Below are 11,811 nucleotides of genomic sequence, written 5' to 3' on the forward strand. Positions count from 1 at the left end.
TTTTTGACTCGAGCTTAGGATTTCAGAATTTAATAAACATCCGGTCTTCTGCGATAACGGTCATTTTAAAATTCTTGAAGCCCTTATGCTTGGCTTAGATAAATCATCCAAATAGTCTCGACATTTTTTTAGGTCAGGATTGTAGCAATTAAAAAATTGATAGAGTGAAAGGTATCGAGATAAACCGAATATTTTCATTTCTACGTTTTTAAAAAAATAGCGCAAAACATATTCGATTTCTTCTGCAGAATTGACGTGTTCATGTTTCATTAACTGGCCGTAATCAAGGCCGTATTTTAATTTGAACTCTAACCCAGTCGTCAGTTTCCAGCCTAGTGCCCAGATTGGAGAACCTTCACTGGGGATTGATGCTCGAAATCTACCAGTTGCGGCTAATAACAGACTACTGCGGGCAACAACTTCAGGAAGATTGCAGATATGTTCCAGTACTGCAATGGATGTAATACGCTGATAGCGATTATCATTAGAGACTTCAGATATATCACTATAAATGCTAGATATTTCAGAAAGCGATTTACTGGTTTCGAACAACTCAGGAAAAGGTTCCACAATATCGTAATTTTTGCCTGCTGTTTCATATTGCAGTTGGTTTAAGGTACCTGCGCCCAGTTCTAAAGTGGTAGGAGATTTATGTTCTAGCATAACATCTGCTGCAACTTGTTTGTGAAGCCACGACTCTACTTTTTGCGCTAAAGATGCTGCTGGAGTATCTCCCTGCCGGTTTGATTGATATTGCTGCTTATAGATTTCAGCAATATTTTGATCAAGAGGCGGACGTTGTTTGGGGAAATGATGCAGCATATACAATCCATTGAATTGATCAGTTGACTGCTATTTTAGACGGGATGTCACTACTAGGCTGTTTTTTTATCTTCTTGGATTGAATTTCCTGCCGTTTTCGATGTGGTAAATTAAATCTGCAATCGAAACGAAACATATTCAAAAGCAAACCTAAGCGAAAAAGCTTGCTCCGATTTTTTATGGATTGGTTTATTGATAAGGTGTCGGGTAGGCATAAAAATAGCCATCTAAAATATTGTCTCCTCCTCCGCAAAGCTCGAGTATCTCTTTCATTTGTGGTTTGAAAAATCGATTAACTGTTCCCGACGTTGTGAATATTGAAAAGCAACGATCATGCCAAGGATCGCAAATGATGGTATCTGCGCCAATGGTTGTAATGTCTGGGTTATTAAGGTCAATTTTTGTGTCGTTATTCATTGTCGACCCAATTAAAACAAATACATGCATGAAATCAGCTTCACAAAACTTTAACGTGAAATTATGCTGTTTTTTTGAAAGAAAATCGATGGCGATATAAGACATTTCGTTGCATTGTCCAATGCCAGATTGTTTACTTAATGCTACTGATGATCTTAATTTTGATTCGGGTGTTGAGGTGTCGTGACGATCACGATTAGAAAGAAGTTTCTCTACTACATGTGCTTTGATTGTAGGTATAGACATGTTGCAGTATGAATTAGGTTCATTAAAGGGATTGTTTGTTATATCAACTAATTTATTGAATCTCTGCAATTTCTCTAGGTGGTCTGGTTTGTTTGGTGCGATAATTCCAAGGTTTTGGTTGATATAGGTGCATGCAGCCTCACCTAATAATAAATTAATATATAATTGGCTCATTGTTGCAACCTCTAAATAAACACTGTTTGTCAGCTTCGACCAATGCTATTTATGCAATGCTATTAATAAGAAACTAATGCTAAATATGTCGTATCTCATTATAAAAATCGTTATGTCAAGGTGATGAACTGCTTCTGCGCTAATGTGATCGATGTAGTATTTATATTTGTGGAATATGATAAATGCACTGTTTTACAAGGTATCTAACCTTCTGTTGCATATAGGTCTGTTAAGCCTTCGGCGTAACCAGGCATTTTTGAAACGTATAGCCAGATGTCTGATTTCGCTACGTGACCTACACGGAAATTGAGGAATGCCGAAAAATTTATGGAACATTCCTAGCCTAATCAAACCTACAATGTCTGGGACAATTTTAAATTTCTGGCCCCTTTGTATTCTTTGCGCAGTTTATTGATTTATGAAGACTTGTCATTTATTTGTATGAAACATTTTTTTGTTGCTACTATTGAATTTTTATCATAAAACAGTGGCCATCAACATGCTAATAAAAATTGTTTTTTCTCCTTAAGTTTTCCTCTGTGCCTTCTGTAATTCACGTATTAATAAAATGAATAGCAATCCAAGGTATGTGTTATTACCTTGTAGTAAGACCAATGAAAAAGACTATTGATAATGAGTGGTGAATCGCAAAATTTAAATAGCGAGTTGATTTTGCTGTTATTAGTTGTACAGAAAGTATTGTGTGATAGGTTGTCTTTAAATGTTTATTGGTTTAATTTTTTATTTATAGTGGTAAATTTTTTTATGCTTTTGTGAGTGTGCTATTTTAAAAGGATTTAAATGTTTAAAAAATAGGTTATCATTTTTTGAGTTTTCGCAAGAAAGCATTCTCAATATCAGAGAAAGAGTATCAAGATTATTATCAGCAAACCGGCGAGTGCAACCTATTAAAAGGTAGTGACTTGAACCAGCAATGCTTTGATAAAATTAATCAGCACTCTGTTGGGGAAGCGCTACTAGATGTTGGATGTGATCGTGGTGAGCTGGCGCGTTCATTAGCTAGTCGTTTCCAGGTGACTGCAACAGATCTAGTGTTAAATCAGGAAGTCGTTGATAGAGGAGGTGCAGCGATTACTTGGCAGCAGGGAAATATTGAAGCTTTACCATTCAAAGATCAGCAGTTTGATACGGTATTTTGTACCCATGTGCTAGAGCATGTGATTGATGTTCAAGCTACGCTTGTTTAAATTCTGCCAGGCATAATTTAAAATATTCAACAAACACCTGATAAATCTGCTTAATAACCCGGTGCGCCTCGCTGTACCCAAAATTGTCGAATCAGCTTGGCGTATTTTTGCAGAGCCTGAGTTTCCCCTGCTGCTTTGCCCCAGCGTTTTCGAGAGGATTTCATGCCCCGCATCCAGCGCTCTGGATCTATATTTAGTCGAGTCATAATATCCGGAATATCATCGCCCATGCTTGCTTTGCCACTGACCAGCGTTCTTGCGGTCGCATCCAGTAGTTCCAGATAAGCAGTGAAGGAAAACGGAATATTTTCAATTTTCGGATCCTTACTTTTGAAAGGTTTTAATCTGGGAAGGGTGGCACGTGACTCTGCTTTTTTTGCCGTGTGGTACTTTGCTTGGTAGTTTTTGCTGCGTGATTTTCGTTGCTTGTCGATCCGCTGTTTAATCGAAGTGAATTCTGATGCTTCTGGAGTGTCAGCAATACCAGCGCGCAGCGGATTCAAATCGACATAAGCCATACAGCTGGCGATGGCTTTTTCATCTAGAAGAGCCTGGGCAGTGAAGCGACCTTGCCAGAAATGCCCTGTGCATTGATCTTCCTTGTTGGCTTGTCGTGCCAATGGCTCATTTAAAGCCCGCATAAACCAGCTTAAATCCACTAATCGCTCGCGGTACTCTTCAACAAAGGTTTCCAGAAAATCAATTTCATGTGGCGTTAATACTTCATGATCCAGATAACGCCGAACCAGTTCAGGGCCTTTAAACACTTTGCACCAGCGTCTGAGCACTTCATCCCCTTGCCAGGATTTAGCCTTTTCCAGGTTAACGCAGACTACCAGATGGTAGTGGTTACTCATCACACAATAGCTAGCGATTTCCACCGAAAACGCCTGTGCCAGCAATGCCAGTCGGTCCACAATCCATTGTCGGCGATGCTCAAAAGACTCACCGGTCAAGGGATCCTCACCACATAAAAACGCTTTGCGACAGCATCTGGAAATACAGTGGAACCAGTGGCAGTACTCCGGATTCATCGCAACACGTCGTGGGCCCACTTTATTAATTTCTATTTTTTCACCATAGCGGCGTGAAAAATCAGCTTTTGCAGAGTCAGAGGAAGATTGATCAGAAGATTTCATAGCACAACCACCTACGCTATTGGATCGAAAAACTATAAAGACTTTAGATGGTTGTTTGAAATGAAAAGAATTGATGGGGTGGGTAAGACATAACTTAAATTATGCCAACTTAAATTATGCCTGGCATTTATTTGTATTCCGGGTGGGTAAGGCATAACTTAAATTATGCTTGGCATTTATTTGTATTCGCATGTATTTGTATTCCTGGCATGTATTTGTATTGTCCATGTATTGTCTTAAGCCACGTACCAAAGTAAGAAGTCTGCTGAAACTGGGTGTTCCAATTCTCTCGGCGGTAGGTTGTGGCATCAGCAGCAAAGGGCCTTGTCGCAGCTCGAAAACACCGGGCATTCAGCAAGGTTTAACCAATGCATATTTAGAGGCTGAAGGCTTATTCTCGTTAAGGGAAAGATGGATCACGCTTCACTATCCCAAGTGAAACGCCCTGTGCGGACCCGCATGCAGGGTGTTGTGGGGGCTGAGGGTTAGAGACCCTCGGCTACCCGATTAGCCGTCATATTATTGCCATAACTTATTGGCTTCTTCAGATAGCTCTCTGTCACTGACAGAGATTCCAAATGTTTCGATAGGTGAACTCTCCTTTCTGGAACAATAAACATCCATCTTTATTTTTTTGCCTGAAGAAAGATATCCATCAAAAATTGGAATTACTTTGTCGCCAACATTAATTTCACTGGTTTTTTTTAAGTGTTTATATTTTTTGTCTAGTTGGGAAAGCATCCTTTTGAAGAGATCATTGCATTCACCCCCTTCAGTCATTTCTATCTCTGCGGAGATAGAATAAACGCGCTTAGATTTTTCGATGATTTGAACATTGATGCTTTCGAAAACGTCGAGTTCATAACTTTGAGGAACTGGCAAAGTTATTAGTCTCGTAGGGTACGAGTTTGCTGTGTTTGGAATATAGTCTTTGGAAAGTGGTTTTCCAATGCTGACCCCGAATACATAAGCAATGTTCGCTTCTAAAGCTGATACATGGATAGGTAATGTACACAGCAGAATGATTTTAAGTAAGTTGTTCATATGGACCATGGTATACGGCTAACAGCGACCTATAAGGAGTTTTTTCCTCATAGTTTTCTATAAAATATGAAAGGTAGATTCAGCTTGCCTGTTAGCTAACCCGCTTGGCACAATGCCAGGATCCCGCTTTCAATGATTGAAGCCGAGCCTAAATGGCGATTCCGTATATGTCAATTGATTGACTAATCAGCAAAAATCTTTATAAGCCACCCTAAATGCACAGTATTTGTATCCAGTTGATTTATAGGGGATGAATTTAGCTTGCTAAATGACATATATGGATTTGGTAGTTGCTATTCCAGCTGCTTGAGAGTTCTTATGGGGCAGCTTCTGCTGCGATGGCCACAAAAAACGCCCCATTAACTATTCGTCGATGGAGCGTTATGTAAAAGATATTTCGGTTCCAGAGCGGCATGGCATTTGAGGTTACGCGCCGATCGTTGCAGTTCGCTCCGCTCAGTGCAACCTACGGAGATCAATTGTTAGCTCGCGTAGATTGCCATGGTTTAATTCGCAAAACCCGTACTCTGGTTACGCCAACACTGGCCTTAACCATTTTTCCATTTCTTCCAGCGGCATGCTTTTTCGCTTGGCAATCGATTTCAGCTGATCTTGTTCAATTTTGCCGATACCGAAGTATTTTGATTCCGGGTGACCAAAATACCAACCAGAAACCGCCGATGCAGGCCACATTGCCATGCTCTCGGTGAGGATCAGGCCGATATTCTTTTCTGGTTCCAGCAGGCGCCACAGGGTGGCTTTTTCGGTGTGGTCCGGGCAGGCCGGATAACCGGGGGCCGGGCGAATACCGCGATACTGTTCTTTGAGAATTTCGTCTTTCGATAATTGTTCGTCACTGGCATAGCCCCAAAGTTCGGTACGCACTTTGCGGTGTAAACATTCGGCTAAGGCTTCTGCTAATCGGTCAGCTAATACCTTAAGCATGATTGAACTGTAGTCATCATGCTCGGCTTCAAAAGCCTTAACACGTTCTTGCAGGCCAATGCCCGAAGTGACTGCAAAGCCACCAATGTAATCGGTAATGCCGGTAGAAGTTGGAGCAACGAAGTCAGATAAGCATTGGTGTGGCTTGCCCGCAGGTTTTTCTGACTGCTGACGTAAGTGGTGCAATAGCTCGAGCTTTTCGCCCTTGTTATTATTGCTCTCACCTTTACCATCGAATAACTGAATGTCATCATGATTGACGGTGTTGGCAGGCCAGAAACCTAACACCGCTTTAGCGGTTAACCATTTTTCGCTAACAATTTTTTTCAGCATGGCTTGTGCATCGGCATAAAGACTTTTTGCTTCTTCACCCACCACTTCATCTTCGAGAATTTTCGGGAATTTTCCGTGCAGATCCCAACCATGGAAGAAGAAGGTCCAATCGATTTTCTCGATTAATTCTTCCAGTGGATAACTTTCGATAATCTTAATGCCGGTAAACGACGGTTTATGCGGTGTGTAGTCCTTCCAATCTAACTTCAGTTTGTTATCGACCGCCTGCTGGTAAGGAATTAAATTTCTTACCCGGCGACGGCGACTGAAGGCTTCACGTACTTTTTCATAATCGTCTTTTAATTCACGAACGAAATTAATTTTTAATTCTTGTGAGATTAAACTTTGTGCCACACCGACTGAGCGCGATGCATCTTTTACATACACCACAGGCTCTTCACGGGCTGGGGCGATTTTCACTGCGGTATGGGCTTTAGATGTGGTCGCACCGCCGATAAATAATGGAATGTCCATATTACGGCGTTTCATTTCTGTTGCCACGTTAACCATTTCATCGAGTGATGGAGTGATTAAACCAGACAAACCAATTAAGTCGGCATTTTCTTTTTGTGCGGTATCAAGAATTTTTTCAGCCGGTACCATTACGCCTAAATCGATCACTTCAAAGTTATTACACTGCAGCACTACGCCAACAATGTTCTTACCTATATCGTGAACATCGCCCTTTACAGTAGCCATAATAATCTTACCGGCAGATTTGGCTTGGTTATCTGCGCCTTGTTCCATGTAAGGTAATAAATGCGCCACCGCTTTTTTCATTACTCGGGCTGATTTAACCACTTGTGGTAAAAACATTTTACCATCGCCGAATAAATCACCGACGACATCCATGCCAGACATTAACGGACCTTCGATAACGTGCAGTGGTTTTTCTGCTGCCAGCCGTGCTTCTTCAGTATCTTCAATTACAAATGCATCGATACCTTTTACCAGTGAATGCTCCAATCGTTTATTGACCGGAAATTCACGCCATGCCAAGTCTTTGGTGTCAGCAATGGCTTTACCATCACCGACATATTTAGGTGCTAGATCCAGCATGCGTTCGGTGCCGTCTTCACGGCGGTTGAGCACGATATCTTCGACCGCTTCACGCAATTCATCAGACAGATCACTGTAAATGGCTAGCTGACCGGCATTTACTATGCCCATGGTCAAGCCGTTTTTAATTGCGTAATACAAAAAGACCGAGTGAATCGCTTCTCGTACCGGATTGTTACCACGGAACGAGAAAGACACATTGGAAACACCGCCAGAAATTAATGCGTGGGGCAGGTTTTCTTTAATATCTTTACAGGCTTCAATAAAATCGACCGCGTAGTTATTGTGCTCTTCAATACCGGTAGCAATGGCAAAAATATTCGGGTCAAAAATAATGTCTTGCGGCGGAAAACCGACTTCTTTGGTGAGAAGGTCATAAGCGCGTTTACAGATTTCAAACTTGCGCTCACGGGTATCTGCCTGACCCACTGTATCGAAAGCCATCACAATAACCGCCGCACCATAGCGACGAATTAAGCGGGCTTGTTCGAGGAAAATATCCTCGCCTTCTTTCATTGAAATTGAGTTAACAACGCCTTTGCCCTGAATACATTTCAGACCAGCTTCCAAAATATCCCATTTGGACGAGTCGATCATAATTGGCACCCGAGAGATATCCGGTTCAGCAGCGATTAGATTCAAAAAGGTCACCATGGCCTCTTGTGAATCGAGCATGCCTTCATCCATGTTGATATCGATGATTTGAGCGCCGTTTTCTACCTGCTGGCGGGCAATATCTAACGCGGTATCGTAATCGCCTTCTTTAATCAGTCTTTTGAATTTGGCTGAACCGGTAATGTTGGTTCGCTCACCAACATTCACAAACAATGAATTTTCATCGATTGTGCAAGGTTCTAAACCCGCCAAGCGACAAGCGACCGGCACCTTAGGGATTTTTCGAGTGGGTAAATCAACCACTGCTTGCTGCATTGCGTGAATATGTTCTGGCGTAGTACCGCAACAGCCACCGAGAATATTCAACCAGCCATTTTCAGCAAATTCACGCACGACCGTAGCCATCATGGCGGGTGTTTCGTCGTATTCACCGAAGGCATTGGGCAGGCCAGCATTTGGGTGAACCGAGATTGGGAATTCACAAATGCGCGATAATTCTTGTACATAAGGGCGCAATTCTTTTGGGCCTAATGCACAGTTCAGGCCGATAGAAATAGGCTCGATATGATTAATTGAATTATAAAAAGCTTCGGTAGTTTGCCCGGTTAGGGTTCGACCTGAAGCATCGGTAATAGTACCGGAGATCATCACCGGCAATTTATAACCGAGCTGATCAAATACACCGCTCACTGCGAACAAACAGGCTTTGGCATTCAAGGTGTCGAATACGGTTTCGACCAGAATTAAATCAACGCCACCTTCGACAAGTGCCAATGTTGCTTCGGTATAACTCTCGACCAGTTGATCCCAGCTGACGTTACGATAGCCAGGGTTGTTTACATCCGGGGAGATAGAAGCGGTACGGTTGGTTGGGCCAAGCACACCGGCAACATAGCGCGGCAGACCGGTTTCTTTTTCAACAATATCGGCTGCAGCGCGAGCCAATTTGGCCGCTTCAATATTTAAATCTTTCACCAGCAATTGCATGTCGTAATCGGCCATGGCAATTGAGGTGGAATTGAAGGTGTTGGTTTCCAGAATATCGGCACCCGCGCGCAGATAATCTTCATGGATTTTCTGGATGATTTGCGGCTGGGTTAGCGTCAGCAGGTCATTGTTACCTTTGACATCAGATGGCCAGTCGGCAAAGCGTTCGCCGCGATAATCCGCTTCCTGCAGTTTATAGCCCTGAATCATCGTTCCCATACCGCCATCCAGCATCATGATCCGGCTGTCCAGCTGGGATTTGAAGGCTGAAATTCGTTGTTGGCGGGCGTTCTGGTCAGACATCTTGGCTATTCTCATTACTACAGTGAAGATGGCTAATAGTAACCGGTTTTATATAAGTAACAAGATCTAAAAAACAGATTTATCCAAACAAATTGGAATATCAACTTTCTTCGTTATTATAAGAAGTGCTAAGGCTTACGGCGGATTCGCTACCAGAAGTTGTTCATCAGATGGCTTTCTAATTTGATGTTGTGTCAGGTTTTAATCGGCTGGTTGGTATCTGCTACTTTGAAAAAATACGGTGGGCATATAAAACGGCTTGAGTATATGCCTGACCGTATTGTTTGCTGGCTGTTGCTGGTTTAGTGAAATAGTTTGTAGCGCTGATGTACTAACCGGCATATTTAAAGAGAATATCTACCGGTAGCTATCCATACCAGAAATTACATTCTTAATTTTCAGTTCAACCCGTTTTTTAGCTACCGAGCTAGGGTGGACTTTCATAATATAAGCGAGCTCAGCATCTGGCATGGTGCCAATCATTGCCAAGTGCTTCTTGCTCCATTTAACTTTTTTAACCGGTTTGAACGGCGCAATATTCAGGCTGTTTCTTTTATTTCTAACCGCTGTTGCACTGATGCCAACTTTAATTCCCACTTCTTCATCCGAAGCAGTACCGAGTAATTTAAGTTCTTTTTTGAACCACTTTCTTGGGCCTCGATACTCTTTAATACCTAGTGATTCTCGCTTGGCAATAATCTCGCCAATCGCGCCTTTCCACATTTGTGCCAGCATTGCATCTTGGGTTCTGCCGAGTTGACCAAGCTTTAAATCATCCCATTCAATAGGCTGGGATAACTGCTTCACCGGGATATTGAGTTGTCGCCTTTTATAAGTCACTTGTTGGCGAGTAACGCCAAGTTTCAACGCCAGTTCTTTATCGGGTATTTTTCCAATACGAGCTAGATCTCGTTTATTCCATTTAAATTGATTGGGGCCTAATTCACGAGGTGCAATTGGAATGCCGCGATATTCGCGATTAATTCTTACTGCAAATCGGGTGGTATCGAATTTTGCCGCTATTGCAACATCGTTCATGATGCCAAGTTGCACCAATGCCTTGGGTGACAAATCGGGTAGTTTGGGCATATGACCGGTTTCAAAAGAACGAATGCGTAAAATGACTCGTTTAAGATATGCAGTACGTGGGCTGATTTCGTAATAGTCGGCAAAGTCCACATCGGGTACTTCACCTAAAAATTCCAACATATCATCGGTCCACTCGATGCGATCACAGCGAATATATGGCTCGATACCCATCTGGTTTCTGCGGTAGGTGACTCTTAACGGATTAATGCCAAGTCTCTTACCAATCACTGTGTCGTAATCGGTACCCAGTAACGCATCTTTTCTATCATTCCATTCATGCTTAATCGGGTGATAACCGGCTTCAGGCATAGGTAGTGGTTCAACCGGAGCAATCCCAAGACGTTTTCTTTGTTCCCATACCATGCTCTTGGTAATTCGAAGCTTGGCGGCCAATGCTTTGTCTGTCATGGTTCCGAGCAGCTTGTTGCTCTTGTCGCGCCACTCGAATTGTTTTCTAACAATATGCTGGTTAACCGTTGGAATCTTTCTTTCTTCTCGTAGCTCTTTTACTTGTACCGGACGGACTTGATGTTTGGCCGCGACCTTGAAATCACTCATGCTGCCTAGGTCGTCAAGTAGTGCTTTAGAGGGTTTAAAGCCTTCCATAAAAGATTTCATATCAATCCATGATGATGTGTCCTGATAGTAAAATAGTCGAAAAAATCCAAGGCGTAGCTGAAAATTAATTACCAAGCTCACAAAAAAACAAACTAATTTGCTGGTTAGTTAACCGTTGAGCGACTCGGTTGACGAAGTGATACAGCGAATAAAAAGTGATGCTTTCTTGAGGTCGATGCATATATGCATCTGATTAGTAGCATTTCATTTGCCTTGATAAACCGTCAGTGATTTTGCAATGATTTTTTGTATTGCTTGAAAGGCACAGCTGGATATACTGGATGGAACTTGATCTAGAGCAGTTTTTGAAAAATCGAGTTGATAGGATTGTCGTGCTGAAGGCTCTATAGAGCTAGAGGTGCTTACTCGTTAATCATTTGTTCAAGCCGTGCCGGCCTAATCAAAACAATAAGTAGGTGATTAAAATGGATTTCAATTCCCAGTCAGCATTACTGCTACTGTTGATCATTGCTATTGGTGCGATTGCATCGATCAGTTATTTCAAGCAAAACGCCAATTCCCAGCCAAAAAATTTGACCATTTCCATCAGTTTATTGTTGTTGTTTGTGCCGCCATTCGCGTTGATCTACCTAGCTTTTAGTCAACTCTCTGCGCAGCCTGAACGGCAGAACCAGCAAGTAGATCCATCGAGATCGACCATTGAAATGCCAGCTCAACAGCCAGTGATCGAGATAAAGAGAGCGCAGCTGGTTTTGGTTAAATAGTTAATGCTGCGATTGTCGGTTGATCTATTTCAGAAGTCAGCGCAGTAGATAGCATGCTAATCAGCTGTTTCTTTTAGGTTGCTGTTT

9 protein-coding genes are annotated in these 11,811 nt (G+C 42.2%); 3 read left to right on the top strand and 6 right to left on the bottom strand.

What is annotated here, in order from left to right:
• Positions 1-60: 60 nt before the first annotated feature.
• Together DC094_RS22310 and DC094_RS16885 are read right to left on the bottom strand one after the other, a co-directional pair.
• Entirely contained in the window at positions 61-822 is a 762-nt protein-coding gene (locus DC094_RS22310; RefSeq protein ID WP_178030920.1) for a class I SAM-dependent methyltransferase, read from the bottom strand.
• A gap of 189 nt (positions 823-1,011) precedes the next feature.
• Positions 1,012-1,659 carry a hypothetical protein gene (locus DC094_RS16885; protein WP_116688295.1) on the bottom strand — a complete coding sequence of 216 codons (648 nt, stop codon included), beginning with the start codon at positions 1,657-1,659 and terminating at the stop codon, positions 1,012-1,014.
• Between the two features lie 827 nt (positions 1,660-2,486).
• Between DC094_RS16885 and DC094_RS16890 the strand changes: the two genes are divergently transcribed.
• Positions 2,487-2,867, top strand: coding sequence for a class I SAM-dependent methyltransferase (locus DC094_RS16890; RefSeq protein WP_158527368.1), 381 nt, complete (start codon positions 2,487-2,489; stop codon positions 2,865-2,867).
• A gap of 50 nt (positions 2,868-2,917) precedes the next feature.
• On the opposite strand, the gene DC094_RS16895 is transcribed toward DC094_RS16890, so the two are convergent.
• Positions 2,918-4,006 (bottom strand): transposase, encoded by a 1,089-nt coding sequence (locus tag DC094_RS16895; protein ID WP_116688297.1) that lies wholly within the window; start codon positions 4,004-4,006, stop codon positions 2,918-2,920.
• A 226-nt stretch (positions 4,007-4,232) separates the two neighbouring features.
• Here DC094_RS16895 and DC094_RS16900 point away from each other — a divergent pair, with 226 nt between their 5' ends.
• Positions 4,233-4,445, top strand: a complete 213-nt coding sequence (locus tag DC094_RS16900; protein WP_178030922.1) for a hypothetical protein — start codon at positions 4,233-4,235, stop codon at positions 4,443-4,445.
• 80 nt (positions 4,446-4,525) lie between these two features.
• Here DC094_RS16900 and DC094_RS16905 read toward each other — a convergent pair whose 3' ends face one another.
• From DC094_RS16905 to DC094_RS16915, 3 genes are all read right to left on the bottom strand, one after another.
• Positions 4,526-5,050: a hypothetical protein gene (locus DC094_RS16905; RefSeq protein WP_133245596.1), complete on the bottom strand. Its 525-nt coding sequence runs from the start codon at positions 5,048-5,050 to the stop codon at positions 4,526-4,528.
• A 531-nt stretch (positions 5,051-5,581) separates the two neighbouring features.
• The gene (gene metH / locus DC094_RS16910; RefSeq protein ID WP_145959858.1) at positions 5,582-9,292 is read right to left on the bottom strand and encodes a methionine synthase; all 3,711 of its coding nucleotides are present in this window, start codon (positions 9,290-9,292) and stop codon (positions 5,582-5,584) included.
• A 357-nt stretch (positions 9,293-9,649) separates the two neighbouring features.
• Positions 9,650-10,999 (bottom strand): hypothetical protein, encoded by a 1,350-nt coding sequence (locus DC094_RS16915; protein ID WP_133245597.1) that lies wholly within the window; start codon positions 10,997-10,999, stop codon positions 9,650-9,652.
• A 425-nt stretch (positions 11,000-11,424) separates the two neighbouring features.
• Here DC094_RS16915 and DC094_RS16920 point away from each other — a divergent pair, with 425 nt between their 5' ends.
• Positions 11,425-11,724 (top strand): hypothetical protein, encoded by a 300-nt coding sequence (locus tag DC094_RS16920; RefSeq protein WP_116688301.1) that lies wholly within the window; start codon positions 11,425-11,427, stop codon positions 11,722-11,724.
• Positions 11,725-11,811: the final 87 nt, after the last annotated feature.

It is taken from the genome of Pelagibaculum spongiae (assembly GCF_003097315.1).
GTDB lineage: Bacteria > Pseudomonadota > Gammaproteobacteria > Enterobacterales > Pelagibaculaceae > Pelagibaculum > Pelagibaculum spongiae.